25 protein-coding genes are annotated in these 26,226 nt (G+C 38.2%); 16 read left to right on the forward strand and 9 right to left on the reverse strand.

Features of this window, described 5'->3' with window-relative positions; all coding sequences use genetic code 11:
• The first annotated feature begins 92 nt into the window (after positions 1-92).
• On the forward strand, positions 93-1,289 hold the full coding sequence (gene dprA, locus MMG00_RS05835; RefSeq protein ID WP_242152741.1) for a DNA-processing protein DprA: 1,197 nt from the start codon (positions 93-95) through the stop codon (positions 1,287-1,289).
• 44 nt (positions 1,290-1,333) lie between these two features.
• Here the strand turns inward: dprA and MMG00_RS05840 are convergent, their stop codons facing one another.
• Complete coding sequence (locus tag MMG00_RS05840; protein ID WP_242152744.1) at positions 1,334-2,020, reverse strand: hypothetical protein; 687 nt, start codon at positions 2,018-2,020, stop codon at positions 1,334-1,336.
• Positions 2,021-2,175: 155 nt separating this feature from the next.
• The gene (locus MMG00_RS05845; protein ID WP_242152748.1) at positions 2,176-2,865 is read right to left on the reverse strand and encodes a Bax inhibitor-1 family protein; all 690 of its coding nucleotides are present in this window, start codon (positions 2,863-2,865) and stop codon (positions 2,176-2,178) included.
• Between the two features lie 194 nt (positions 2,866-3,059).
• Between MMG00_RS05845 and MMG00_RS05850 the strand changes: the two genes are divergently transcribed.
• From MMG00_RS05850 to MMG00_RS05870, 5 genes are all read left to right on the forward strand, one after another.
• Positions 3,060-5,372, forward strand: a complete 2,313-nt coding sequence (locus MMG00_RS05850) for an LPS-assembly protein LptD (protein WP_242152750.1) — start codon at positions 3,060-3,062, stop codon at positions 5,370-5,372.
• Between the two features lie 523 nt (positions 5,373-5,895).
• The gene (locus tag MMG00_RS05855) at positions 5,896-6,561 is read left to right on the forward strand and encodes a histidine phosphatase family protein (RefSeq protein ID WP_242152753.1); all 666 of its coding nucleotides are present in this window, start codon (positions 5,896-5,898) and stop codon (positions 6,559-6,561) included.
• Between the two features lie 318 nt (positions 6,562-6,879).
• Positions 6,880-8,322 (forward strand): APC family permease, encoded by a 1,443-nt coding sequence (locus MMG00_RS05860; RefSeq protein WP_255837679.1) that lies wholly within the window; start codon positions 6,880-6,882, stop codon positions 8,320-8,322.
• Between the two features lie 477 nt (positions 8,323-8,799).
• The gene (locus MMG00_RS05865; protein WP_242152756.1) at positions 8,800-9,141 is read left to right on the forward strand and encodes a hypothetical protein; all 342 of its coding nucleotides are present in this window, start codon (positions 8,800-8,802) and stop codon (positions 9,139-9,141) included.
• Between the two features lie 142 nt (positions 9,142-9,283).
• Entirely contained in the window at positions 9,284-10,264 is a 981-nt protein-coding gene (locus MMG00_RS05870; protein ID WP_242152759.1) for an LLM class flavin-dependent oxidoreductase, read from the forward strand.
• A gap of 337 nt (positions 10,265-10,601) precedes the next feature.
• On the opposite strand, the gene MMG00_RS05875 is transcribed toward MMG00_RS05870, so the two are convergent.
• Together MMG00_RS05875 and dtd are read right to left on the reverse strand one after the other, a co-directional pair.
• Positions 10,602-11,480 carry an aminoglycoside phosphotransferase family protein gene (locus tag MMG00_RS05875; RefSeq protein WP_242152764.1) on the reverse strand — a complete coding sequence of 293 codons (879 nt, stop codon included), beginning with the start codon at positions 11,478-11,480 and terminating at the stop codon, positions 10,602-10,604.
• Positions 11,481-11,552: 72 nt separating this feature from the next.
• Positions 11,553-11,993, reverse strand: coding sequence for a D-aminoacyl-tRNA deacylase (gene dtd, locus MMG00_RS05880; protein ID WP_242152767.1), 441 nt, complete (start codon positions 11,991-11,993; stop codon positions 11,553-11,555).
• A gap of 137 nt (positions 11,994-12,130) precedes the next feature.
• On the opposite strand from dtd, the gene MMG00_RS05885 reads away from it, so the two are divergent.
• The 3 genes from MMG00_RS05885 to MMG00_RS05895 all read left to right on the forward strand — a co-directional run bounded on the left by MMG00_RS05885 (position 12,131) and on the right by MMG00_RS05895 (position 13,914).
• Entirely contained in the window at positions 12,131-12,736 is a 606-nt protein-coding gene (locus MMG00_RS05885) for an HAD family hydrolase (RefSeq protein WP_242152770.1), read from the forward strand.
• Between the two features lie 67 nt (positions 12,737-12,803).
• A complete protein-coding gene (locus MMG00_RS05890; RefSeq protein ID WP_242152774.1) occupies positions 12,804-13,616 on the forward strand; it encodes a type III pantothenate kinase in 813 nt (270 codons plus the stop codon).
• Positions 13,617-13,626: 10 nt separating this feature from the next.
• A complete protein-coding gene (locus MMG00_RS05895) occupies positions 13,627-13,914 on the forward strand; it encodes a DUF2695 domain-containing protein (RefSeq protein ID WP_242152777.1) in 288 nt (95 codons plus the stop codon).
• 148 nt (positions 13,915-14,062) lie between these two features.
• On the opposite strand, the gene MMG00_RS05900 is transcribed toward MMG00_RS05895, so the two are convergent.
• Positions 14,063-14,296 (reverse strand): hypothetical protein, encoded by a 234-nt coding sequence (locus MMG00_RS05900; RefSeq protein WP_242152779.1) that lies wholly within the window; start codon positions 14,294-14,296, stop codon positions 14,063-14,065.
• Between MMG00_RS05900 and lpxK the strand changes: the two genes are divergently transcribed.
• The 4 genes from lpxK to dinB all read left to right on the forward strand — a co-directional run bounded on the left by lpxK (position 14,295) and on the right by dinB (position 19,339).
• Positions 14,295-15,323: a tetraacyldisaccharide 4'-kinase gene (lpxK, locus tag MMG00_RS05905; RefSeq protein ID WP_242152782.1), complete on the forward strand. Its 1,029-nt coding sequence runs from the start codon at positions 14,295-14,297 to the stop codon at positions 15,321-15,323. The two genes, MMG00_RS05900 and lpxK, sit on opposite strands and share 2 nt — an antisense overlap.
• A 121-nt stretch (positions 15,324-15,444) precedes the next feature.
• On the forward strand, positions 15,445-15,750 hold the full coding sequence (locus MMG00_RS05910) for a DUF2218 domain-containing protein (RefSeq protein ID WP_242152785.1): 306 nt from the start codon (positions 15,445-15,447) through the stop codon (positions 15,748-15,750).
• Between the two features lie 13 nt (positions 15,751-15,763).
• Positions 15,764-18,133 carry a ribonuclease R gene (gene rnr / locus MMG00_RS05915; RefSeq protein ID WP_242152788.1) on the forward strand — a complete coding sequence of 790 codons (2,370 nt, stop codon included), beginning with the start codon at positions 15,764-15,766 and terminating at the stop codon, positions 18,131-18,133.
• 108 nt (positions 18,134-18,241) lie between these two features.
• The gene (gene dinB, locus MMG00_RS05920; RefSeq protein ID WP_242152791.1) at positions 18,242-19,339 is read left to right on the forward strand and encodes a DNA polymerase IV; all 1,098 of its coding nucleotides are present in this window, start codon (positions 18,242-18,244) and stop codon (positions 19,337-19,339) included.
• 214 nt (positions 19,340-19,553) lie between these two features.
• Here dinB and MMG00_RS05925 read toward each other — a convergent pair whose 3' ends face one another.
• Positions 19,554-20,438 carry a LysR family transcriptional regulator gene (locus MMG00_RS05925; protein ID WP_242152793.1) on the reverse strand — a complete coding sequence of 295 codons (885 nt, stop codon included), beginning with the start codon at positions 20,436-20,438 and terminating at the stop codon, positions 19,554-19,556.
• 196 nt (positions 20,439-20,634) lie between these two features.
• On the opposite strand from MMG00_RS05925, the gene MMG00_RS05930 reads away from it, so the two are divergent.
• Positions 20,635-21,357, forward strand: coding sequence for a pirin family protein (locus MMG00_RS05930; RefSeq protein ID WP_242152796.1), 723 nt, complete (start codon positions 20,635-20,637; stop codon positions 21,355-21,357).
• Between the two features lie 75 nt (positions 21,358-21,432).
• On the opposite strand, the gene MMG00_RS05935 is transcribed toward MMG00_RS05930, so the two are convergent.
• On the reverse strand, positions 21,433-21,576 hold the full coding sequence (locus MMG00_RS05935; protein WP_242152799.1) for a hypothetical protein: 144 nt from the start codon (positions 21,574-21,576) through the stop codon (positions 21,433-21,435).
• 144 nt (positions 21,577-21,720) lie between these two features.
• Positions 21,721-22,506, reverse strand: coding sequence for a DUF817 family protein (locus tag MMG00_RS05940; RefSeq protein ID WP_242152802.1), 786 nt, complete (start codon positions 22,504-22,506; stop codon positions 21,721-21,723).
• A gap of 203 nt (positions 22,507-22,709) precedes the next feature.
• On the opposite strand from MMG00_RS05940, the gene msrA reads away from it, so the two are divergent.
• The gene (gene msrA / locus MMG00_RS05945; protein ID WP_270049365.1) at positions 22,710-23,222 is read left to right on the forward strand and encodes a peptide-methionine (S)-S-oxide reductase MsrA; all 513 of its coding nucleotides are present in this window, start codon (positions 22,710-22,712) and stop codon (positions 23,220-23,222) included.
• Between the two features lie 192 nt (positions 23,223-23,414).
• Positions 23,415-24,017, forward strand: a complete 603-nt coding sequence (locus MMG00_RS05950; RefSeq protein ID WP_242152805.1) for a hypothetical protein — start codon at positions 23,415-23,417, stop codon at positions 24,015-24,017.
• Positions 24,018-24,452: 435 nt separating this feature from the next.
• Here MMG00_RS05950 and lysS read toward each other — a convergent pair whose 3' ends face one another.
• Positions 24,453-25,973 (reverse strand): lysine--tRNA ligase, encoded by a 1,521-nt coding sequence (lysS, locus tag MMG00_RS05955; RefSeq protein WP_242152808.1) that lies wholly within the window; start codon positions 25,971-25,973, stop codon positions 24,453-24,455.
• Between the last annotated feature and the right edge of the window lie 253 nt (positions 25,974-26,226).

Below are 26,226 nucleotides of genomic sequence, written 5' to 3' on the forward strand. Positions count from 1 at the left end.
GTATCAATGTTTTATTTTATTAGTCATAACTTCTAATTTATTGATACAGACCTTTTTCAATATAGCATGGAAATAATCTAAGGAAACTCTCAATGTTAGATTCGTGGCTCACGCTCTTTTATACACCTTATATTGGCGCTAAACGCTTTAGACAACTCATTGATCACTTTGGATCAGCAGAAGCTGCCGTTCAGGCCGATCACTTAGAATGGCAAGCTGCCGGCATTCCAGCCTCTGTCACTCAGTATCGTTATAAAAATTATCAAGACAAAGTAAACCAAGCCCTACAATGGCAAGAAACAAAGGATCATTTTATTATGACCTTTCATGATCCACAATATCCTCCCCTTTTAAAAGAGATTCACGATCCGCCTATGATTCTCTTTATTAAAGGTAAGGTCGAAATTCTCTCAACACCTCAAATTGCCATTGTAGGTGCAAGAAAACCGACAGAAGAAGGGCTCTATAATACCCATCTTTTTGCCACAGAACTTGCTTTAGCAGGATTAACGGTCACTAGTGGTCTTGCGCTTGGCATTGATCAAGCGGCCCATCACGCTACCATTAAAATAGAAAAACCCACTATCGCAGTATTAGGAACTGGCTTAAATGAGATCTACCCTAAAGCACACGTGCCATTAAGTGAAGAGATCCTCCAAAAGGGCGGCGCTTTAGTTAGTGAATACCCGCTACATATGCCGCCAAAAGCACAGAACTTTCCCCGCCGAAATAGAATTATTGCAGGTCTTTCTCTTGGAACATTAGTCATTGAAGCGGCACAAAAATCAGGCTCCTTAATTACAGCGAGATTAAGTATGGAAGAAAACCGTGAGGTCTTTGCCATACCAGGCTCTATTCATCAGCCGCAATCTAGAGGCTGTCATCAGCTAATTAGGGAAGGAGCGGCTTTAGTAGAATCGACCATAGATATTCGTACCGCCCTATCTGGTTGGGTAGAAACAACCGATTCTGAGCGACAAGCGGATCTTTTTAAAAATCAAGATCAAGCTAACGAAACGTTCATCACTAAGAGACATCAAAAATCACCGCAAAAAAATAGTATACGCAAAGATCCCACCGAGAATATTAATCACAACAAGACCGCTGAAAAATCATTACCAAAAGAACATCCGCAACATGCGCTCTATGCGCTGCTAAAGAGTGCTAAATCGATCAATCAACTTGTCGCACTGCTTAATATTGATGCCTCCCAAATTACAGCCGATTTAATGATGCTTGAGATTGAAGATTTAATTGTGAGCGATCAAGGATTTTATCAACAAAAATAAGATCAAAGGTTATGTTACTCTTTAACCAATCACTGACTTTAATCTTATAGGTAAGTCTCTATTAAGTGATCGATTTGGCGAATAAATTCAGCCCTAGAAAAACTTTTTACATAACAGCCTCGCCGATCCATCAATAAAATATCCGCTGCTTGGCTAAAAAGATTCGTAAAACCTCTCCCCTTACCGATATTCTCAAAAAATGGCTTAGGAATATGTGTAATATACAAAATATTAGCGGCTTCAAAATCTTTCAATAAACTCTCTGCTACCTCTCCTACAACCACCGCCCGATTAGCAATACCCTTTTGTATCATAAATTCACAAAACTGCCCTACACTCTCTTCATTGCCTTTATAAAAATAGAAGATTCTTGCAATACCTAAAAGCTGATTCAATCCATACATTTGATCTGCCTGTTGCCACTCAAAATAGGGAAATGAATCCCCTAAAATTAAAGTGCTATCATGCGCAAATACAGAATTTTTACTATTTTTTAAATACTCATCAAATAACCAAAGTCGCGCTAAAGCATCCTCTTGAGTGAATGGTTGCATTTTCTGATAAAAGCGCTGAATCCGCCAACTATCTAACATCCCTATCTGTACTCTAAAGGGGCGCCCAAGCATCACTCTTTTTAGCACTTCAGTCTCTATGTGAAACTGCGATAACGGAGAGATATAATGTCGCTCTAATTGCTTTAAAATTTGCTCTTTTTGACTGCGATTAACCATAATCTCATTGATCTCACAATATAGGTAATGATTGAGGATCTCTGCTAAACAAAAGGCGCTTATCAAAAGCGCCTTTATCCCTCAATTTTAACATCTTGATCTGTATCTACCCTTTTAAAGCGATAGATACAAATTGTTTTATTTACACAATTTAATTAATCGTTACTTGCCAAAATAAGGCGAAGTAAGCTTGAGAAGATATTATAAAGTGAAATATAGATATCTAAAGCCACGCTAATGTAGTTATCTTCCCCACCTCTAACAACGCTATTGATGCGCCATAAGATAATTGCACCTGAAAATGGAATAATTAACATTGATAATACAAGGTTAATCATTGGCATTTTAAGGAAGAGGAAGTTAAGTGCAATCGTTGCAATCATTACAATCCCAACAGCACCGACATATTTACCAATTGGTGAAAAGTCTTTCGTTTTATCTCCACCAAGGATTGCAAGAACTAAGAATAATCCCGCTGTACCACCTGCGGCAATACCAATATATTGCCAACCTTGTGCGCTTCTTAATGCCATCGTAAGAAGAGGTCCTAGCATCATTCCCATTAAAAATGTAAACACAAACATTAAGACCAATCCCATCACCGATCTTTTGTTAGCTTCTATCGCAAATGATAAACCATAAAATGCCACCATAAACCCAACAAAAAATAGAATAGGGCTTGAGATCATTAAGTTTAAGACGAGATTTGTCTGAACTGAAATAAATGCACCAATAATGGTTGGAATTAACGAAAGGGCAACAAGCGTATACGCTTGGCGAAGCACCTTATGCATTCCTTGACGCTCAACACCACTATAGGCATCTGTTTGATAATAATTATTCATTCAATAAACTCCTAGCGTTATTAAATTTATCAACAATAAAGAAGCAATTCTTATAAGGAACCGCTATATCACCTTAATTGTAGCATCTTTGCATGAAAATTAGCGAGCATTTCGATTGAAATTCAGCGTAAAAAATGCGATTCTACTCCCCATTCGATATCTTTATATCTATCGATTCTTCTAGGAGAATCTTTTTGACGAGCATTCCTGTTGTGCCCCAAAATAAAATTGTACACTCTAAATTGGCAATCGCCCTACTCATAGCACTCCCTTCAATAGGATTTGCTGAACCTATTGCGTGCCAAATATCACCTCTTGCACAATATTTAACGCCGGAAACAAATAATTCCAAAGCACAAATGATCGTCAATGCAGATCAAGGCTACCTCACTGATAGTGAAGGAAAACTTGAAGGTAATGCAGAGATCTTTTATGGCAATGATAAAATTGATAGCCAAAGTTTTACAATTGATCGCGTCCATCAAATTGTGACCTCTTCAGGAGATCATGTTCGCTATGCAACGCCGGGAGCTGTCCTAGTTGGAAGTAAGATCATCCATCTTCTTCCAAAAAATGAAACGCATCTTTCAAATGCACAATATTACTTAAAGGCAGAACCTAATATTCAAGGTCGAGCCTCTCAAATTGACCATAGAGGCAACTTACAAAATACGCTGCTTAAAGAAGCAACCTATTCCACATGTGCCGTTGATAACGAAATCTGGAAAGTTCGTGCTAAAGATCTCGATATCAACCATGCAACAGGAAGAGCTGAAGCTTATAATGCGACGTTTGATTTATTAGGCGTTCCCGTACTATATGCACCTTATCTCTCTTTTCCTATTGATGGTAAAAGACATAGCGGTTTTCTCTTCCCTGAAGTCTCTATTAGCAAAAGTAGCGGTTTAGAATTATTTATTCCTTACTATTTTAATATCGCGCCCAATATGGATGCAATATTAGCGCCTGGATTAATCTCTAAGCGTGGTTTTGGCGTTAAAGGTAACTTCCGTTATCTAAATGAATGGCAAGAGATGGAGCTTTCGGGAACTTATATCACGAAAGACCGTCTCTATGATCACAAAAAACGTTGGATCATCAAGGGTGAGCAATCTTTAAATTTTACAAAAAAATTCACCGGAAATATCCTCTATCAAAATATATCTGATGAAGATTATCTTCGTGATATAGAAGATCAAACAGGCTTATTAGATGATACAACTTTAGAGCGCCATGCTGTATTAGACTATCGTACAGAAAATTGGACGGCAAAGTTGCGTGTTCAGGACTTTATTGTGACCGACCGAGAAATCATCCCCTACAATCCTTACGCAAGAATGCCACAACTCCTTTTCAATAGTAGTTGGAATCTTAAAGGACTAAACTTTGGAATTGAATCAGAGTTTGTACGCTTTTCAGCCAAAAATGATCATCTTTTAGATATCTCAAGGCCCCACTCGGCAACAAGAATTGATCTAATGCCAAGCGTTAGCTATCGTTTTGAAAACTCATGGGCTTTTATTGAGCCGACGGCTCGCTTTCGCTTCACACAATATGACCTCTCTTATCGCCATGATGTTAATCGTCAAGGCAAAAAGGATCGCTTCTCAAGATCACTACCAATTCTTAGCCTAGATGCGGGGATATTTTTAGAGAAAAATATTAGTTTTGATAAACTCTTTGGCGGTGGTGATTTTGTACAAACACTAGAACCTAGACTTTTCTATCTCTATGCGCCTTATCGAAATCAGAGCCATATTCCCTTATTTGATACTTCAGAAATCACTCCTAGTTATTACAACTTATTTAACTACAATGATTTCTATGGAGCAGATAGACAATCGAATGCAAATCAATTAACGACCGCATTTACGACTCGTATTTTTGACGAATCAAATGGTGCAGAAAAGTTTTATCTTTCTATGGGGCAGACACAATATTTTACCAACCCTAGAATCACCTTAGGCAATGATCTTAACGAAAATGATGACAAAATACGCCGATCATCATTTTTTGCACAAACAAATATGGAAGTTTTACCAAACCTGCGAGTTGGTGGAAGCGTCGAATGGTCACCTAATACCAACCAAACCACTCGCGCAACATTTGATATTAATTACAGGCCAGATGATCGTAAAATGTTTAACATTGGCTATCGTTACAATCGTGATTTAAATTTACATGATGATAACACCCAAATCGATCAAATTGATGCCTCTTTCTTCTGGCAACTTAATAATCGCTGGGCAGTTGCAGGTCGCTATAACTACGCCTTTAGTGAATCAAAAATGATTGATAGCCAGCTAGGAGTTGAATACGGAGATTGTTGTGTAACAACTCGCGTTGCCGCCCGTTACTATCGTAATAACATCTATGATAGTAAAAAGCAGTGGCGTATCTATCTTGAATTTGACCTAAGCGGTATGGGTAATGTTGGTCAAAATACCGAGAAACTGTGGGAACAGAGCATTACTGGCTTTAAACCTCGCCGCAATCGCTACTTCTAAATCATCAAAATACAAACTACTAAAAATCCCTATCACGGCATCTCTTGATAGGGATTTTTATACGCTATGCTGTTTTATAGTAAAATCGGTTTAAAAGTGATTACGCTAGATTGCCGGAGTATCGGTTATGAGAGCACAAGAATCGTTCTATCCAGCAATGTGCAAGCTAATTTGGTACACACTCTGTACCCTTAATACTATTTAAAATAGTGTTTCTTCAACCGAATCGACTATATCTTCGGTTAAAGGGCTATTTCTCAGCGAGAGGAAATGCTTGCATTCTTCTGACTATCTTGTGCCTGCAATTTATAACTATTACGCATTAAATTCCGATACGAACCGAAAAGGCTTAAAACTGCTGGCACGTAATTTCAAAAAAAATGTCAGTATTCGCCCCAGCTGCTCATCAACCCATTTTAGGAGGATGACTAACTAATAAATTTTGACCTCTGATTTTATTTGAAACCCACTATAAATCAAAAGCTTCTCTTAACCCTATCTCACTATAAAAAGAATATCACCCATGACAAAAACATTTATCTTTATTCGCCATGGTCAAAGCATGTCTAATGCAGGAAAAGTAGATAATACGGATAAAAGTCACAATCAAAACATCCTAGCAAATCATCAAATCCCCTTAACTCCTAAGGGAATGCATCAATCACAACAACTTGCAGATCAGTGGATGTATAAACCTCACCATATTTATTGCTCTGAGTTTACAAGAGCCCACCAAACCGCCATGCCTTTTTGCCAAAAGTTTCATATGCCGGCAACACAAATTCCCTCACTTAACGAATTTGATGCTATCGGTTTTGATATTGCTGAAAAACTCAATCCTGAAGAGCACTTAACACTCATTAAGCGTTATTGGCAAACTGCTGATCCAAAAGAGCGCATAGGATTTACCGGTGAAACTTATGAGGAGTTTTGTCATAAAGTGATGCAATTTAGATCATCACTACCAGAACTTATTGATCAAAGTATCATCATTGGCCATGGTATGTGGTTTGCACAGTTTATTTGGCAAACCTTAGGGTTAGATGAGGGTAAACCTCTGCAAAATATGCATCAGTTTGGTAAATTTTTCCTCAACACTTCAATTCCTAATCTTTCCCAATTTTATATTTCTTCGATAGATCAACGAATCGCTATTCAAAAACTGACAAATTCCAACAAATTCGATTAATAATATTAATCAAACACCCTAAATGAATAATTTCTACTAGCGAAAATAGCGACGATAATTAAGAGCTACATGGCTGTTTTAGCCAGCAATGCTATACAAACTTTTAAAAATTAGAATTAAGGATGATTTAAATTTTAAAAATGGGTAGCCATCTATCTAAAAAAGTGTAAAATTCCCCGAACCTCAGAAACTAAATGAGGTTTTTTTATGGGAACGCCATTTCTCATAATTTGATACAAGGGGGCAATAATTCATTTGAATTAACGCGGCTAATTTATCTCTCTTAACATGCGATCTAAAGCTGGGGGAAATAAACTTATGTTACTAAAATCCAAAGCGTTATCTCCTAACGCAATCTCTACACCTACAACACTTTCCTCACCTGCAAGACTACAAAAAACATTAGTATTGTGGCAGCTCATTATGATTGGTCTAGCATATATGCAACCAATGACTGTCTTTGATACCTTTGGGATTGTAAGCATGCAAACGGGAGCACATGTTCCAACTGCTTATATCATCACGCTTATTGCGATGATGTTTACAGCACTGAGCTATGGAAAAATGGTTCGCTATTATCCATCGGCGGGATCTGCTTATACCTATGCCCAAAAGTCATTGAATCCAAATCTTGGATTTGTGATTGGTTGGTGTACGATGCTTGATTATCTCTTTAACCCGATGATCAATATCTTACTGGCAACGATTTACCTTAAAACATTAATCAGCGATGATATCAGTATCTGGTATTACGTGATTCCATTAACCATTGCGATGACTTATGTAAATTATCGCGGTGTTGAATTAGTGGCGAATGTGAATACCTTAATTGTATTCTGTCAGCTACTTCTAATGGGAATCTTTATTGCACTTGTCATTAAAGGCTTAATGTTCGATGGCGTGGGTCACGGTACTATTGCTAGCACAAAACCATTCTTCACACCTGATATGCAAATTGGTGCAGTTGCCGCAGGTTCTGCGATCCTCTGCTTCTCATTCTTAGGATTTGATGGCTTAAGCTCTCTTTCTGAAGAGACAAAAAATGCTGCTAAAACAGTTCCAAGAGCAATTTTCTTAACCACTTTTATCGGCGGTTTAATCTTTATCGGCATGACATACTTCATGCAACTCTACTTCCAAGGTTATGTTTTTGCAAATCCTGAAGAGAGCCAACCTGAAGTCCTTCTTTATGTCGGTGAAAGATCATTAACAAGCTTTGTTGCCGCAACCTTCTTCCAATCAGTTGGATTATGGCTTGCTGTACTTGCTGTTTGTGCCTCAGGAATTGCCGCACATACTGGCGTTTCACGCATGATGTATGTTATGGGTCGTGATGGTGTTTTACCACCTAAAGTATTTGGTTACATTAACCCGAAATACAAAACCCCATCAATCAATATTGTCATCGTTGGAATTGTCTGTTTAACTGCCGGCTTCTTTGACTTAAACTTTGCATTACACTTAGTGAACTTCGGTGCTTTAACCGCATTCTTCTTCGTGAATCTTTGTGTGGTTGTCCAATATTACATTCGTGATAGTCAGCGTTACACTTTTGGTCATAATATTCATTACCTACTCTTCCCGATGTTAGGTATGGCATTTATTATCTACCTCTGGTTTAACCTTGAATATACAGCGCTTGTCATTGGATTAGTTTGGGGCATGATTGGATTAGTCTACCTTGCGTTTATCACAAAAGGCTTTACACAATATCCAAAAGAGTTCATCAACCGCAATCGCAATCCTGAGCCAGAGATCTAGCTTTCAAAAAGTATCTTGATAAAGGATGATCAAAGATAATGCGAAGGAGATGCGCAGATAATCATTGAAAATGCTATCAATATGCTCAAAATATCGAAGACCTCACATTTAGAGGTCTTTTTTATTGCTCAAAATTCCTTATCAACTAACGGATCTTAAGCATCAGTATTTTACTTATAATCGATTCGGTTTAAGGAACCCTATTTTAAAAGTAAAATAGCACAGCGCATGAATCAAACCTACTTGCATGATGCCGGATAGAACCATTCTTGCGCTTCTCATAATCGATGCGCCGGCAATCTGATTCAGTCACTTTTAAGCCGATTTTACTACAATCAAAAATGAGGCTTAAATTCTCACCCAAAAATTAAAAAATTTTGCTAATCTTATTGCTCTTTGAGAGCCATTATTTATTACCAAAACTACTACAATGACATTCTTAACACAGATGCATCCCAATTTTTTTAGGAGAACATTATGGAAGATTTAGACCTACAGCGTATTCACCCTTTTGAAATTCTCCAATATGAAGAGAACCTTTTTGGTCTTTATTTCCCGATTCATGATCGTTATGAAATTTTTGATGATCTTGAGCTGGAAAATAGTAGTTCAACGTGGGTAGATATCATCGAATATTATCTTGAAAATGAACTCATTGATCTGCAAGGCGCTTTTAGTTATGAACCTAATGAGGAGAGTTGTGAACTACGAGGAAGTTTTGAAAACATTAAAGAGTTTGTCCTAAACTTCCGCCCTCTCTACTTTAGTGATGATCAGCTCACGCTTTTGATCCAAGAGATGCAAGAAAACTGGTACTGATTTTGTAAAAGTTTTAATAGAATGTTGATCATTTCGGGATTTGCCGATATGTTATATCGTAATACATGATTCTTCTATCATCCTTTTTACTTATTAAAAGGGAATGATAAAAGAATACCTCCCTCAATGAACAAGGAGAGATATGAAATATTCTATTTTAGACTTAGCTAACATCAATCAACATCAAACGCCAAAAGATGCTTTTGAACGTGCCGTTGCACTAGCACAATTAGGGGAGAAGGAAGGCTTTCACCGTTATTGGGTTGCGGAACATCATAACATGGTCAATATCGCAAGCTCCGCTACAGCTGTTTTAATTGGCCATATTGCGGAAAAAACAACATCCATCCGCGTCGGCTCTGGTGGTATTATGCTGCCAAACCATGCCCCTCTTATGGTTGCTGAAGCTTTTGGAACTTTAGAGACACTCTATCCTCAACGCATTGATTTAGGATTAGGGCGCGCACCTGGTACTGATCAAATTACCTCTCATGCACTTCGCCGGGATCCTAGCCGAGCAGATCAATTTCCCAATGAGGTAATGGAACTTCTCACCTATTTTCATCCCGTTGATAACCAAAGAATTCATGCCATTCCCGGTATGAATCTAGATATTCCTATTTGGATTTTAGGCTCTAGCCTCTTTGGCGCACAATTAGCAGCACATTTAGGGCTTCCTTATGCCTTTGCAGGACACTTTGCCCCCGCTCAGATGCAAGCTGCTCTTAAGATCTACCGTGAACGTTTTCAGCCTTCTCAATATCTTGATCAGCCTTACTCGATGCTCTGCTTAAATGGAATACTTGCCGATACTCAAGAAGAGGCTGAATATGAGTTTACAACCATGCAACAAAGCTTCACTCAACTCATAAGAGATGACCGAAAACTCACTCCCCCGCCCATTAAAGAGATGGATGATTATTGGAATCCACTAGAAAAACGCCAAGTCTCCTCCATGTTAAGATTATCAGCGGTAGGCGACAAAGAGACTGCTCATGATTTCATTGCCGAGCTTTTAACCGAGATAGAAGTTGATGAGTTAATGTTTGCCGGCGTCATTTATGATGCTGAAAAGCGTCTGCACTCTTTTAAACTTATTAGCGAAGTGATGAATAGTTTATAAAGCGTAAAGTATAGTCGACTCGGTTTAAGAAACACTAAAACAAGACAATGCGTGAATCAAACACGCTTGCATGATGCCAGATAGAACCATTCTTGCGCTTCTCATAACAGATGCGCCGGCAATCTAATTTAGTCACTTTTAAACCGATTTTATAGCTATTATGCATTAAATTCAGATACGAACCGAAAAAGGCTTAAAACTGCTGGCACGTCATTTCAAAAAACATGCAAGCATTCGACCCAGCTGCTCATCAACCTATTTTAGGAGGATGACTAACTAATCAATTTTGACCTCTGATTTTATTTGGAAATCCCTATACTATAACGACTCTTAACCCTTAATAACGATGATATGAGTGATACCACTTTGGAATCATCTTCTCACAAGTCATATCATCGTACATCTCTAAAATCTCTTGTGCTTGCTTGATCATCACAGCAACTTGCCGAGAACCATAAGGCAATGCCCAGGAAATTGAGCCTAAGCTATTGCCAGCAATATAGAGCGCTAATAATTCCCAAAAAGCTAGCGGGATCTCTCGGTTGAAGTATCCATCAATTATTCCGGATGCAAACGCTGGAAATGCCATACACCAAACGATTCGATTAAACTCTTCCCACGGATCCCCATAATCACTACGATCAAAATCGATAATTATCAGTTTCCCATCAATATTGCCAACATGAAAATCCCCATGCTGAAATACAATCGGACGATCCTCTAACAAATGCCGGTACTGATTGACATAATCAATAAAAATCTGCCCCTTTTCATACTGAATCGCCCCTTTTAAATAGCGATCGATTCTCTGATCTAATTTATCATTAAATTTTTTTGCCCAATCAAACTGTACTCGACGCTCTAGTGGAATATGATGAATTTTCCTTAAAGCCTCACCTGCGATAACCCCAAACTGATATTGCTGCACTTTTGGCAAAGACTCTATCACCTCTAAAAGATCTTGACCTTCAATCCACTCATAAAGCACATAACACCCCTCATCACAGATCCCTATCTCCACAGCGTTACAAAGATTTAATCCAAGGCTCGCAATTTTTTGCATATTATTAAACTCTTGAATTTTCGCATCATAACGCTCAATATCAGAAACTCTTAAAAGATAAGCCTGTCCATCACTTGTCATCACCCGATACTTTCGATCGTCAGACCAACCTTTCTCTATGAGGGATCTTTCAATAATTTGCTCATATAACATGTCGATACTCTCGTAATTTCAGATTGATTAATACAAAAAGGATGAAAAAGTGCCTTTAAATCTCTTCAAATATTATGAGATTTCCAGCAAAAATGTGACCGGTCCATCATTAATAAGCGAAACTTGCATATCAGCGCCAAACTCTCCCGTTTCAACACTCTCAAGCTGAGTTTTGGCATATTTAACCGCATAATCAAATAATGCAATCCCTAATGCCGGTGGTGCTGCGGTTGTAAAACTGGGGCGTAATCCCTTTTTAGTATCAGCCGCTAAGGTAAATTGTGAAACTAACAACAACTCTCCCTGAATATCGATTAGCGATAGATTCATCTTCCCCGCCTCATCACTAAAAACTCGATATTTTAAGAGTTTATCGATCCCTCTTTCCACAATTGCAGAGTTATCTTCCGGCTCAATTCCTACTAATGCTAATAATCCTTGTGATATTTCACCAATGGTCTTTCCCTCAACTGCAACATCTGCGCGCTTTACCCGTTGCAATAATATCTTCATCACTAGCCCCCTATCTTATTTAATATTTTCGATTAATCCTTGCTATGATAACAATCATCATAAAACGTCGTTGATTAAAGACAAGACTTCCCATAATAAAAGCAGTACTTTCACTAATAACGAGGATTATCATCACTATGAGCTTTAAAGATATTCGCCATATTCGGCACTGGATTTTCGATATGGATGGCACCTTAACGATCGCTGTTCATGATTTCTCCATGATTAAAAAAGTCCTTGAGATTCCAGAAGAGGAAGATATCTTAGTGAATTTAGAAAAGCTTCCAGAAGCGGATAAAAATGCAAGATTGCGCTGGCTTGCAGAATATGAACTCAAAATGGCAAAGCAATCTATTGCCGCTACAGGCGCTCCTGAGCTTTTAACATACCTCAATCAACAATCCTCTGATTTAGCGATCTTAACGCGAAATCTACAAGATTTAGCTTTTATAACGTTAGAAGCCATTGAAGCAGATCATTACTTTGAAAAAAGTCTTATTTTTGGACGAGAAAATGCCGCGCCAAAACCATCTCCTGATGGCATCTTACAAATTATTGAAAAATGGGGAATCTCTCCGACAGAAACAGTCATTGTTGGCGATCATGAATATGATCTTGCCAGCGGTAAAAATGCCGGCATTCAGACAATCTTAGTTAATCATGAAAGCAATATCTACCCAGAATTAGCCGACTTCTTCTTTCCAAGTTGTCATGACCTTCTCGCTTACCTGCAAAATCAGTAAGATAAAATAGAAGATTATTGAGAGATATTTAGACTAAATCATGGATAAAGGTGAATTCATAGGCAAAATGTCTATAATGAGAACCTTTATTTTGTATATTAAAGAGCGTGGAATCATGAAGCTACTTCTTGTAGACATTGGCAATACGACAGCAGATTTTCGGGTTTATAATACTCAAGATAGGAGTTTAACGCCGTTAATTCGTCCCTTAAGTCAAGATCAGGTTTTAAGTGATACCAAAACAATCACAGAGAAACTAAAAGCTTTTGATCTTGATTTCTCAGCAATCGTCTATGTCTCGGTTGTACCTGGGCTTAATGATCTTATTCGGGAGATTGGGAAAAATTTCCAAATTCCTGTCTATAGCTTACGTCATGATCTCCCTGTTGATTGGACGCGCTTTAAACTCAAAAATATCCACCTATTAGGGGCTGATTTTGTCGCAAATTTTTATGGCTTAGAAGCAACTTATGGCTTTAAAAACTGTGTAGTGGTCGCTCTTGGCACTGCAACCACTACATTTGTCGTGCAAGATGGCTTTTTTATTGGTACAACCATCTCTCCTGGCATTCAATCGAGTTTAAAGGGGCTTTTTTCCCAAGCTGCCCTATTATCTGAGATGAATTATGAGCAGCAAGCAGCTTCTCTTGGCTTTAATACCTTTGAATCAATTAGCATTGGCACCATTAACGGCCATTACTACATGATTAAAGGCTTAATTGAAGAGATGAAAAAAGATTATCAAATTGATGAAGTAATCTTTACAGGTGGAAATTTAAACTACTACATAGATGCCCCTAAAAATCGCGATATCATCTTTGATGAGACCTTAATCTTTAAAGGCTTAGTCTCTCTTTACAAACAAATGCAAGCTCAATAATTAACAAGTCATGAATGATAAAGCCCGTAAAAAAGCCCTCTTAAAAGCGTGGCAAGCAGAGGTTCAAAGAAAATTTGAGGCAAGCTTGCCAATGACTAGATTACAATTTGCCACGCTCTTTGATGCGCTTGATCAAATTTTAGAAACTCATGATTGCGATCATACTAATCAACATACCCGAAATATTTTAAGAACGATGAAATTGCCAAACATAGAGATCGTTATTACCTGGTTACAAGAATATGGCGGATATTGTGATTGTGAGGTTTTATGGAATGTTGAGGATCATTTTCAATAACAGCGTTTCATAATGGTGATCTAAAGCCCTTATTATCATATTCTCTTGGCATCCATCTTATTCTATTGCGATAATAATGATTAGAATATATAGTGAGATCGGTTTAAAAGTGGCGGAATCAGATTGCCGGACATCGATTATGAGAAGCTCAAAAATAGTTCTCTCCGGCAACGTGCAAGCTAATTTGATACGCTTTTTCAACCCTTAATATTTTTAAAATAGTGTTTCTTAAACCAAATCTACTATAACTTCCTAGGGAAAAATAAGATCCGCATAATGCCCTTTCAAGATTATGTTTAATAAAGGGGTTATAGGTTGATAAAATAAGTGCCTTATCTTCTCCATTAACAATGAACCTAGGTAAAAGAGGAAAATTGATCATGCTCAAAACTCCTAAATTTTGGCAATCAAAAGGGATGCTCTCAACCCTTCTCTTTCCGCTTGCAAAAATCTATCAATGGGTCTCCTACCAAGATTTACAAAACAAGGCTAAAAAAGCCCAAAAACTTCCTAAACCAACCATTGTTATCGGCAATATTAATGTTGGCGGCACCGGAAAAACGCCGGCAACCATCACCATTACTAAAGCGCTACAAGATCGAGGAATTAAAGTTGGGATTCTCTCACGCGGATTTGGCCGAAAAATACAGATGCTTCATATTGCAACCGCTAAATCTACGGCTTTAGAAATGGGGGATGAACCTTATCTTATCTACCAAAAAACACAAGCACCTATGGCTATCGATGCTTCACGTTACGAAGCGGGAATGGCACTTTTAAAAGCCCACCCTGAGATTGAATGCTTCATTTGCGATGATGCACTACAACATCGTCAGCTTGTAAGGGATATTGAGATTATTGTTGTTGGCAAACAAGGGTTTGGTAATGAACGCATTTTTCCAGCAGGGCCACTTAGAGAACCTCTTTCTCGACTTGAAAAAGCTGATTATATTTTAAGCAATGGTGCAAATATTGAGCTTCTGCAAAAAGTCACAACTACGCCTATTATCTCCTTACATTCCGAGCTATTAGCGCCGGTGAACTTAATCTCTGGTATACAAAAACCATTTACAGAATTTAAAAAAATCCCCTTTACGGCAATTGCCGGTATTGCACATCCTGAAAATTTCTATAATATGCTTCGTGATAAAGGACTAGAATTTACTGTGTGTAGCTTCCCGGATCATCATCAATATGCTGAAGCTGATTTCAGTCCTATTAAAACAGCTATCCTCATGACCGAAAAAGATGCGACCAAATGCCAAGATCTCAAGCGAGATAACCTTTGGGCTGTGGCGCTTGAAAATAAGATTTGTTCGAAATTTATTGATACACTAGTAATGAATATTCATGATCAAAATTCGATACATTCAAAATCTACTAAAAGTATTGAATCATCAATATTTTGATCTTTTTATGTTTTAAAATACTTCAAGACTTAAAATTCATATTGGTATCTTAATCTACTAATTAACAATAAATATTACGTATTTAAAACACATTATCGGACTGATAGGAACCTGATTAGAAATGACACAAGAGATGTTTCATGCAACAACCACTTTCCCTTTAACCGATCCTATGCGCCTGATTCGCAGATTATGCAAACATTGGGCCCATAAAATCACGACAGAATATAGCGACAGCGAAGGTTCTGTAGACTTTGGCGATCAAAAAACTGCCAAACTTTATGCCAATGAAGGCACGTTAACAATTAAAATTTCAACACCCACTAAGAGTGATCTAGAGACGATACAAGATGTCGTAGAAAGACATGTCGTTCGAATGATTCCCGAAGAGGAGATCACGAAGATCAAGTGGGAGTTATCCCTATAAGGAAATAACATTAGTGAATGATATAACCAAAGATTTAGCATATTTTGCCAAATACTTTCAAAATGATGCGGAATATAGCGCCCAAAAAGAACAATATGGCCGCGCAATTCCTAGCCGAGATTTTATCTTAGAGCTCCTTCAAAACCAGCCTAATATTGGTTTTGAAGAGGTTGCATCAATTTTTAAACTTCGTAAAAACTGGGAGCTTGATGCCTTAGAAAATCGCTTAAACGCTATGATTCGACAAGGCACTCTCTACCTAGATTCTAAAGAAAAACTCCAATTCATCAATCCAGATAAAACATATATCGGCACTGTTTCAGGACATGCTGAAGGTTATGGATTCCTTGATGTAAAAGGCGAACCTTCCCTCTTCATCCCTCCCCATGAGATGAAAAATGTACTACATGGTGATACTGCTGAAGCTGCTATTACCGGCGTTGATAATCGTGGGCGCAGAATTGTTTCAGTCATTAAAGTGATTGAACACGGCCTCACTGAGATGATTGGTCGATTCTATCGCCATGAAGGCGTCTCTTCTGTCATTCCTGAAAACCGTAAAGTTACTCAAGAGTTTTTAATTGATGAAGCTAATACTTTAAAAGCTAAAAACTTAGATATTGTCCGCATTAAAATTACCGATTACCCTAGCGAAAATACTATTGCAAAAGCCGAAGTCACGGAAGTTTTCGGTGAAGAGATGACGGTGGATATTGAGATTATGCAAGCCATTTTAGAGCATAATATTCCGCATCAATTCTCTAAAGAGACAGAAAAAGAGATCCAAGAGATTCCAGATACTGTCTTAGCAAAAGAGCTTACTACTCGTAAAGATTATCGTGATCTGCCACTTGTAACGATTGATGGCATTACAGCGCGAGATTTTGATGATGCGGTTTATTGTGAAAAACTAGAGAATGGTCATCATAAACTCTATGTTGCGATTTCTGATGTTGCCCATTATGTTCTCCGCAATTCAGCGATTGACCAAGATGCATATCTTCGCTCCACATCGGTTTATTTCCCAAATCATGTGGTGCCGATGCTCCATCAAAAACTCTCTAACGGCATCTGCTCGCTCAATCCTGATGTTGATCGCTTAATTATGATGGCCGAACTCACCATTGATCAAAGTGGTGATCTCACCCATTATGAGTTTTTTGAAGGGGTGATGCGCTCTAAAGCACGCCTTACTTATGAACTTGTGCAAGAAATTGTCGATGGTGATGGTGCCCTTCGTGAAACTTACGACACGCTGGTTCCACATCTTGACAATCTGTATGCGCTTTATAAAATTCTTAGAAGAGCCCGTAATGAGCGCGGAACAATTGATTTTGATACGGTTGAAACATTAGTCTTATATGATGAAGATGGAGAGATTGATAAAATTGTGCCAGATGCGCGTTTTGACTCCCATAAAATCATTGAAGAGTGCATGATTACTGCCAATATTGCCGCTGCAAAATTTATTGAGGAATCCAAACTCTCAGTACTTTATCGTGTGCATCCACACCCTGATAGCGCCAAACTCAAATCCCTTCGTGAATTTTTAAAAGAGTTTAAGCTCGGCCTTTCAGGTGGCGATGAACCCTCACCAATGGATTATGCCAATACGCTTGAAGCCGCCAAAGAATTACCGGCATTTAATATGATTCAAACGGTAATGCTCCGCTCTTTAAGCCAAGCAATTTATCAGCCAGAAAATGATGGGCACTTTGGGTTAGCACTCACCCATTATGCGCACTTTACAGCACCTATTCGCCGCTATCCTGATCTGATTACCCATCGTGCTATTAAACTTGTTTTACAAAACGGTGACAAAGAACAATTCTACCCTGAAAAACATATGGTTCAGATGGGTGAGCATACTTCAATGGCAGAACGCCGCGCGGATGATGCAACACGTGATGTGATGGATTGGCTCAAGGCAAAATATCTAGAGCGATTTATTGGAGATGAGTTCGATGGAAAAATCACCAGCATTACAAGCTTTGGAATGTTTGTAGAGCTTGAGAATATCTTTATTGAAGGATTAGTGCACATCTCTCAACTCCAAGGGGATTACTTCATCTATGATGATGCTCGCCATAGACTCATTGGAGAGAGAACTCGCCAGCAATATCGCTTAAGTGATCCTGTGCGTGTTAAAGTGGTTGAATCAAATCCGGAAACTAAGCATATCGACTTTGAACTGATCTCTCCTGTCGTTGAGGGGGGCAATGATAAGAAAAGTGCCGGTGAAAGAGCTGTTCCTAAGAGATCTCGAGGAAAAGGTAATAATGACTCAGATAAAAAATCTCGTCATAAAAAATCAGGGCGTATCCAACGAGATGATGCCGCTGGTAAAAAGTCGAAAAAGAGACGGAAAAAAGCTAAGCGCTAAAATTAATACGATATAATATCGTCTCGCTTTACTTAAGAACCATAAAAGTCATCGCAAAAGCGGTGACTTTTTGTTTTAAACTCTCACAGCTATTGCTAATACCTAAAGATGATACAGCTCGCTCGTAAAATTATACATGTTGATATGGATGCATTTTATGCCTCTGTTGAGCAACACGATCATCTCGAATATCGCGGAAAACCTCTGGTTGTTGGTTTTTCAGAAGGTCGAGGAGTTATTGCTGCGGCAAGTTATGAAGCAAGAAAATATGGTATTCACTCAGCATTACCGACCAAAAAAGCCTTAGAGCTCTGCCCTCATCTTATTTTTGCTGCACCTAGATTCTCCCGGTATCGAGAAGTTTCACAAGCGATTCGTAAGATCTTTTATGAATATACCCCTCTTGTGGAGCCTCTCTCTTTAGATGAAGCTTTTTTAGATGTCACTGATAACCTTAAAGGAATAGACTCAGCTGAGCAGATCGCTCTAGAAATTAAAGAAAAGATCTTTAATACTTTAGGGTTAACGGCTTCTGCGGGCGTCTCTTACAATAAATTTCTAGCTAAAATTGCTTCTGATGTGAATAAACCTAATGGCTTATTTATCATTACAGAAAGCAATACACTGCCCTTTTTAAAAACGCTTCGCATTGAAGATTTCTTTGGCGTCGGTAAGGTCACTGCTAAAAAAATGCATGAATTAGGGATTAAAACAGGTCATGATCTTTATCAGATGCCAAAAGAGACACTCATTCATCACTTTGGTAAAGCCGGAAAAAGCTACTATCATTACGCTAGAGGCATCGATCATCGAATGGTTGATCCATTTCAGCCACAAAAATCTCTGGGCGTTGAAGAGACCTTCTTTGATGATTTAACCTTAAAAGAGGAGATCATTGAAGAACTAGAAATTGTTGCTAAGGAGTTGATCACAAGATCGATTCAGAGCCAATTTCTAGGTCGTAATTGCACGCTAAAAATTCGCTATCGAGATTTTACGCAAATCTCCCGCAGTCAAACAACCCATTTCCCATTAGGGCATAATCTCGAGGAGTTGTGGCAGGTAACCTTATTGCTTTTAGAGAATATCCAACTTAAACCCCAAAAAGGGATTCGTTTAATTGGTCTTTCCATTGCCAATATTGATTTAGAAAAAGAAGCGCTCAATAACGAGCTAAATCAATTACAAATCCCCCTAATTTCATAATCTATAGCTATTATGCATTAAATTCCGATACGAATCGAAAAGGCTTAAAGTTGCTGGCACGTAATTTAAAAAAACATGTAAGCATTCGCCCCAGCTGCTCATCAATCTATTTTAGAAGGATGACTAACTAATAAATTTTGACCTCTGATTTTATTTGGAAATCACTATATTACGCTAATCAAGAAAATCTTAATACCTCAATCAGAGCCTTTTTCTATTTAATCCACTCTTCTGCTAAGGCTTCTTTCCACCATGATAAGGCTAATCCTTCATCATGTGTTCGCCATGCTAAATAGAGATTTTCCTCTTTATGCGCTTCCATCACCGGCAGCTCAATAAGCTCACCGCTTTTAAGCTCATGCCTTACCGCATATTTAGGGACAAAACCATGCCCAATACCGCGCTTTTGTAGCAAAATCTTATCCTCTAATGTGCTAACTGTTATACGTTTTTGCCCCTCATAGACCCCCACAGTTCTAAGTGGCATATAACGAGCACTATCGGTAACAATAATGGCGGTATGGTCTAAAAGATCACACTTTGTTAATATCCCTTCCTTCTTTGCTAAAGGATGATAAGGCGCAACACAAAAGATAAAAGGGACAACCCCAATAGGATAGGTACTATATCCCCCACCAGAAGGTCCCTCACCCACAGCCACAATAATATCCGCCCGAAACTTTAATAAAGCTTCCCAAGCACCCATCATCACTTCCCGTGAGATATTCACTTCCGTTGCTACTTGAGAGGTTTTAAAACGGCTTAATAATGATGCCACGCGCTCCATAGGAAAAATCGCATCTAGTGCGATATTTAAAGAAACTTCCACACCGCTTGCCATCTTATTTAATCGAGTTTCAAGGTCGGTCACTGCGGTTAAAAGTGTTCGCCCTTCTTCTAATAGAACCGTTCCTAGCTCTGTTAATGTGACATGAGGCCCGTTTCTTTCAAAAAACTTAAATCCCATCTGCTCTTCGATCTTCGCAACACTATAAGAGATGGTGGAAGGCGCTTTATGCAAAATTTCAGACGCCTTAGAAAAAGAGCCACTTTTGGCAATTGTATCAATAATTTTAATCGCTTCTAAAGTTAGCTTCATGATATTCCTCTTCTTTTTCACATTCGAATATATCGAACATAAGGCGCAGATAATTCCAGTATTGAGATCATTAATCACTTCTATAATAAGAGATGACAAGGGTATGTTATCACAGATCTTATTATTGATTTTGTTCATAATACTATCCAAATATTCAATAATATCATTTTATAAACTTATTTATGAGGAGGTTCTCATGATAGATATTCGAAAACGCAATGAACGCGGTCATGCTGATCATGGTTGGCTTAACTCATGGCATACATTCTCGTTCTCTAACTATTTTGATCCTAAGCAGGTGGGGTTTTCAGATCTCTTAGTCATTAATGATGACACCGTCGCCCCTGGAAGAGGCTTTGGCGCTCATCCACACGACAATATGGAGATCTTTAGCTATGTATTAGATGGTGCACTTAGCCACCAAGACTCAATGGGAAATGGTTCAATGATTAAACCAGGAAACATCCAACTCATGAGCGCCGGTACCGGCGTTGTCCATAGTGAGATGAATGGCTCAAAAAACAATCCTGTACATTTTCTTCAAATTTGGGTGATGCCAAACGTAAGACAAAAAACACCTAACTATCAGCAAATTCATGTCAGTGATGCTGAAAAACGAGGTACTTTACGTCTTATCATCTCTCCAAATGGCGAAAATGGCTCTCTCTCTATCCGTCAAGATACGAAGATTTATGCCGGTCTTTTTGATAAAGATGAAGAGATTACCTTTACAGCTGATCCTAATCGTCACTACTACCTGCACGTTGCTAAGGGCAGTATCGATTTAAATGGAAAAGAGTTCAAAGCAGGAGATGGTGCTAGAATTCGTAAAGAATCAGCGCTTCACTTCTCAAAAGGGCAACAGGCAGAGATTCTTCTCTTTGATCTAAGACCTAATGAATTACCAGAGCGTATCTAAATAGTAAAAAAGCGATCTATAAAGATCGCTTTTTCTTTTCTTAGCTTAATTGATAAGCAGATTTAACACTTCTTATTAAAGTGTGCATGCGCCACCCACGCAACCTACATCTTCCACTTCTTCTGGTTCAGAGGCATCTATTGGATTCTCTGAATTACCGGTTACCCCTTCATACAGATTATCTAAATCAAATGTTAAATCATCTAATTCATCACTCATTGCAAAACTCCTTCTAACAGATAAGCCATCATTATATAAAATTATGACGGGATTTTTGTGACATTGGCTAATCTTCATTAAGATATCATCCAATATCTCTTTGATAAACCTTTAATATATATCGTAAAGGCCCCTTAAGATGACCTAAGAATAGGCCAAATGCCCCTCTCTTTCTACCGGATACAGCCCATAGACAATTGCAAGAGCTGTTAGCACTAATAAATACCATGAAATGATTTTTTGCGGGGAAACCATGTGCCATAAATTCTCTTGGTGAGGATAGGTCCAAATGGTATAAAACGTCCCAATATTTTCCGCAATCCAGAGCAATCCTCCCATTGAAAGTAACACGATCAAAAATGGTAGCTTTAAACTCCCCGTTGATAGCTCAAAGGTAATCGTTGTCCGCCAAAAAATAAGCGCACTTAAAAGAAGAATAAGCCATCTTAAATCCCACATATAATGGTGGGTCATAAAATTAATATAAGCTAAAAATGCGACCAATAAAATCCAAGGATAACTTGGAAAGTCCGTAAAAGAACAGTGGAAATTACGTTGAAAACGTAAAATATACGAGCCTACAGATGCATACATAAAGCCTGTAAACAAAGGCACGCCAAAAAGATAAAGCACGCCTGATTGCGAGTAGCTCCAAGATCCCATCTTGGTCTTGAAGATCTCCATCATCATTCCTAAAAAATGAAAGATAAAGATCATCAAAGACTCTCTTAATGTCTCTATCTTCAAAAGAATGAAAAAAACTTGAATAGCAAGTGCTGCTAGCGCTAAAAAATCATAACGACTTATCAATGCTTCTTTTGGGTAAAAAAGCGCTGTTAAAGCAATCAGTAGTAATAAGGCAATGCCAAAAATACAACTATTTAATTGCTTATAACTAAAATCGAGCGTTCCAATAAATATCTTTTTCATGCTTACCGATTCTACCCCAAATAGATAGGCTCAGCTAGCCACTAAATCTCCTTAAAATAAAAAGACACACAAATCACACATAAAGCTTTTCTTTTACCGTACTTAACGAAAATTGCCCGTAAATAAGGCTAATAAAGCCTGTTTAAATATTGTATGCTTATACTTAAACTCGCTATTTAACGATTTGATAAAGGAATAAAAAGATGCAAGAACAAGATATTCGTAGCATTGTTGTCGCAGGTGGCTGCTTCTGGGGCGTTGAAGAGTATTATAAGCGCTTAAAAGGAGTGATCTCAACAAAGGTGGGTTATGCGCAAGGATTTACCGAGGAACCAAGCTATGAAGCTGTTTGTACTATGGAAACGGATCATGCTGAGGTCGTTGAAGTGACTTATGATGCCAATATCATCACCCTTGAAAATATCTTAGAGCATCTTTTTCGTATGATTGATCCTTTATCACTCAATCAACAAGGAGGAGATGTCGGCACACAATATCGTACCGGCGTTTATTATAGCGATCCCCAAGATCTCCCTATTATCAAAGCTTTTTTTGCACAAGAACAACAAGCTTACTCAGCCCCTATTGCTGTTGAGGTAGAACCTTTAAAAACCTTCTGGCAAGCGGAAGAGATGCACCAAGATTACTTAGCTAAAAACCCTCGTGGTTACTGCCATATCAATTTTGCACTCATTAAACCAAGAGAGCTCAAATAATGACAACATTTTAACGTTGTTGCGCAATAAAATTACCTGACGCTGATCAGATAATCACTACTTATCCCTTCACTCCCCCCGCTTTTAGGCTAAAATTAGCAATGTCATCATTAAATACAATTAGTTAAGCTTGGCTCAATATTACAATAACCATAAAAATAACGAGCCATTTTAGCCAAATAGTGAGGGGTTATGAAACAGCGCATTAACGATCAAGATCTTATCGCCTTTTACCAAAAAATAAGCCAATTTGACTCTTTTAAAAAAATTGAATGCTTTAAAGCTAAAAGTGGTTTCTCACTCAATGCAGAACTTTTTCCCAATAAAGCACTCTATAATTTTATTAAAGGTAATATCGACAGCCTTAAAGCCGTCGGGATAGAAGCTTTATTACAATATCGCATGCATGTCTATCAATATAAATCGATAGAAACTATCCCTGTTTTAAAAATTCTAGAGCTAAATTTTGAAGTCATTGAAAATTTAGGGACTGTACCTCGCGTCCAACAAGCTTTACTTAATTTAATTGATTATGCGATCTACAGTATTGCTATTCACGATGCCTCTCATGAAGCGATCAATGAAATTCGGGAATATATCTTCACATTAGAAGATTATTGCTTACAGATCGAACACACCAAAGAGCTTAGAGAACGCTGCCAGACTGAGAATGAAACAACCCCAGATACCCTACAAATTAAGCTTGAAGAAGACTTACAAAAAATGTCTCGATATCTTCAGCAGATCCAAGAAATTAATAATTTTCTCTTACAAGCAATGGAGAAAGCCTCTTAATTTTCAAGATTTATAGTGTAAAGAAATCGGTTTAAAATCACTGAATCAGGTTAGCAGCGCATCGGTTATGAGACATAAGCGCAAAAGCCGTTCTATCTGGCATTTAAATCAGCCTATTTTGAACCAATTTCACCATAAATAATGCTTCTGAAACAGCACCTACTATCGCTGGGCACTTGGTATCGAATGATCTCTTAGATCCCTCCCATTAGTGATCGCAATAAAAATCCCCAATGAATGATTCATCGGGGATTTTTTACTACTTATATTGAAAATATAGTGAAATCGATTTAAAAGTAACTAAATCAGATTGCCGGCACATCGGTTACAAGAAGCACAAGAGTCGTTCTATCCGGCATTGTGCAAGCTAATTGGATTCATGTGCTACATTCTTTTCTTTTTAAGAGAGCGTTTCTTGAACCTAGTCTACTATAATTAATCACGAACTCGCATATGCGGGAATAAAAGTACATCACGAATTGAAGGTGCATCTGTAAAGATCATCACTAAACGGTCAATACCAATCCCTTCGCCGGCTGTAGGCGGCATACCATATTCAAGCGCTGTAACGAACTCTTTATCATAATGCATCGCTTCGTCATCCCCTGAATCTTTATCTTCCACTTGAGAGATAAAGCGGTCATGCTGATCTTCTGCATCATTAAGCTCTGAATAACCGTTACCCACTTCTCGCCCACCAATAAAATACTCAAAGCGATCTGTAATAAGTGGATTTTCATCATTTTTACGCGCAAGTGGTGATACTGCTAATGGATAACCTGTAATGAATGTCGGTTGAAGAAGGCTCTCTTCGACTTTTTCATCAAAAATTTCCATAATAATCTTACCCCAGCAATCATTTTCTTTATCATATTTGATATGGAAATGATCTGCGAGCGCAGCAACACCTTCACGTGTATTAAGATCATAATCTTTTGCTTCTGCACAATGCTTTATAATAGATTCTTGAACCGTCATGCGCTCTGCTGGCTGACTAAAATCAATAGTATAACCTTGATACTGAACCTGCGCTGACCCCTCGTTCACACTTAATGCAATGGCCTTCATCATCGCATCGGTCATATCCATCATATCTTTATAATCAGCATATGCCCAATACCATTCCATCATAGTAAATTCTGGGTTATGACGCGTTGAAACCCCTTCATTACGGAAGTTTCTATTAATTTCATACACACGCTCCATACCACCAACAACAAGGCGTTTTAAATAGAGCTCAGGAGCGATGCGTAAATAAAACTCCATATCCAGCGCATTATGATGGGTAACAAATGGTTTTGCATTTGCCCCCCCTGGAATAGAGTGCATCATTGGTGTTTCCACCTCTTCAAAGCGGCGCTCATCCATAAAGGTACGAATCGTGCGAAGAATCAGATTACGTTTACGAAACGTTTCACGAGATTCTTCATTCATAATAAGATCAAGATAACGCTGACGATAACGCGCCTCTACATCTGTTAAGCCATGAAATTTATCAGGTAGTGGACGAAGTGATTTTGTCAAAAGCGTTAAGGTATTTGCACGAACCGTTAACTCACCCTTATCAGAGCGAGAGACTTCCCCTTCAACAGCGATAATATCGCCGACATCCCAAGTGGTAAAATCATCAAATGCTTCTTGACCAATTAAACCAATATTAACGAAAATTTGAATATCCCCAGTTTGATCACGAAGGCTTGCAAACCCACCTTTACCAAAGAGACGTTTGGCAACGATACGACCTGCCATCTTCACAATCTTTCCCTTTTCCTTTAGTGCTTCACGATCTAAGCCTTCCATCTGTTTATGGAGGGACTTTGCATCAGTATCTTTTCTAAAGCTATTTGGGAATGCAACCTGTTTCTCCTTACGAATCTTCGCAAGTTTTTCACGGCGCTCTGTAATAAGATGATTTTCAGTTTGATCGTGATCGTTCACTACAGTCTCTTTTGTCATTATGATTTCTACTTAATAATGGTAAACATATTCTAGAACTTCTATTTTTCAATGCTTATCCCTGTTCTATCGGTCTTTATAAGCTTTTTTATAAGAAATTCTACCCAAATGATTTATTGTTGTTCTTAGATTGTGCGATAACGCCAATTTTAAAACCCAATAAAATCATAAAATCCCGAGGATGACTCCTCGAGATTCTCTTCGCCAAATAGCGAATTAATCAACAGACTATTATCCACTATTTTGCATTGAA

This window comes from Ignatzschineria rhizosphaerae (assembly GCF_022655595.1).
Taxonomy (GTDB): Bacteria; Pseudomonadota; Gammaproteobacteria; order Cardiobacteriales; family Wohlfahrtiimonadaceae; genus Ignatzschineria; species Ignatzschineria rhizosphaerae.

Bases quoted from the DNA above. Each gene is read 5' to 3' on its own strand.
- dprA (WP_242152741.1), top strand. From the start codon at position 93: ATGTTAGATTCGTGGCTCACGCTCTTTTATACACCTTATATTGGCGCT.
- MMG00_RS05840 (WP_242152744.1), bottom strand. From the start codon at position 2,020: ATGGTTAATCGCAGTCAAAAAGAGCAAATTTTAAAGCAATTAGAGCGA.
- MMG00_RS05845 (WP_242152748.1), bottom strand. From the start codon at position 2,865: ATGAATAATTATTATCAAACAGATGCCTATAGTGGTGTTGAGCGTCAA.
- MMG00_RS05855 (WP_242152753.1), top strand. From the start codon at position 5,896: ATGACAAAAACATTTATCTTTATTCGCCATGGTCAAAGCATGTCTAAT.
- MMG00_RS05860 (WP_255837679.1), top strand. From the start codon at position 6,880: ATGTTACTAAAATCCAAAGCGTTATCTCCTAACGCAATCTCTACACCT.
- MMG00_RS05865 (WP_242152756.1), top strand. From the start codon at position 8,800: ATGGAAGATTTAGACCTACAGCGTATTCACCCTTTTGAAATTCTCCAA.
- MMG00_RS05870 (WP_242152759.1), top strand. From the start codon at position 9,284: ATGAAATATTCTATTTTAGACTTAGCTAACATCAATCAACATCAAACG.
- MMG00_RS05875 (WP_242152764.1), bottom strand. From the start codon at position 11,480: ATGTTATATGAGCAAATTATTGAAAGATCCCTCATAGAGAAAGGTTGG.
- dtd (WP_242152767.1), bottom strand. From the start codon at position 11,993: ATGAAGATATTATTGCAACGGGTAAAGCGCGCAGATGTTGCAGTTGAG.
- MMG00_RS05885 (WP_242152770.1), top strand. From the start codon at position 12,131: ATGAGCTTTAAAGATATTCGCCATATTCGGCACTGGATTTTCGATATG.
- MMG00_RS05890 (WP_242152774.1), top strand. From the start codon at position 12,804: ATGTCTATAATGAGAACCTTTATTTTGTATATTAAAGAGCGTGGAATC.
- MMG00_RS05895 (WP_242152777.1), top strand. From the start codon at position 13,627: ATGAATGATAAAGCCCGTAAAAAAGCCCTCTTAAAAGCGTGGCAAGCA.
- lpxK (WP_242152782.1), top strand. From the start codon at position 14,295: ATGCTCAAAACTCCTAAATTTTGGCAATCAAAAGGGATGCTCTCAACC.
- MMG00_RS05900 (WP_242152779.1), bottom strand. From the start codon at position 14,296: ATGATCAATTTTCCTCTTTTACCTAGGTTCATTGTTAATGGAGAAGAT.
- MMG00_RS05910 (WP_242152785.1), top strand. From the start codon at position 15,445: ATGACACAAGAGATGTTTCATGCAACAACCACTTTCCCTTTAACCGAT.
- dinB (WP_242152791.1), top strand. From the start codon at position 18,242: ATGATACAGCTCGCTCGTAAAATTATACATGTTGATATGGATGCATTT.
- MMG00_RS05925 (WP_242152793.1), bottom strand. From the start codon at position 20,438: ATGAAGCTAACTTTAGAAGCGATTAAAATTATTGATACAATTGCCAAA.
- MMG00_RS05930 (WP_242152796.1), top strand. From the start codon at position 20,635: ATGATAGATATTCGAAAACGCAATGAACGCGGTCATGCTGATCATGGT.
- MMG00_RS05935 (WP_242152799.1), bottom strand. From the start codon at position 21,576: ATGAGTGATGAATTAGATGATTTAACATTTGATTTAGATAATCTGTAT.
- MMG00_RS05940 (WP_242152802.1), bottom strand. From the start codon at position 22,506: ATGAAAAAGATATTTATTGGAACGCTCGATTTTAGTTATAAGCAATTA.
- msrA (WP_270049365.1), top strand. From the start codon at position 22,710: ATGCAAGAACAAGATATTCGTAGCATTGTTGTCGCAGGTGGCTGCTTC.
- MMG00_RS05950 (WP_242152805.1), top strand. From the start codon at position 23,415: ATGAAACAGCGCATTAACGATCAAGATCTTATCGCCTTTTACCAAAAA.
- lysS (WP_242152808.1), bottom strand. From the start codon at position 25,973: ATGACAAAAGAGACTGTAGTGAACGATCACGATCAAACTGAAAATCAT.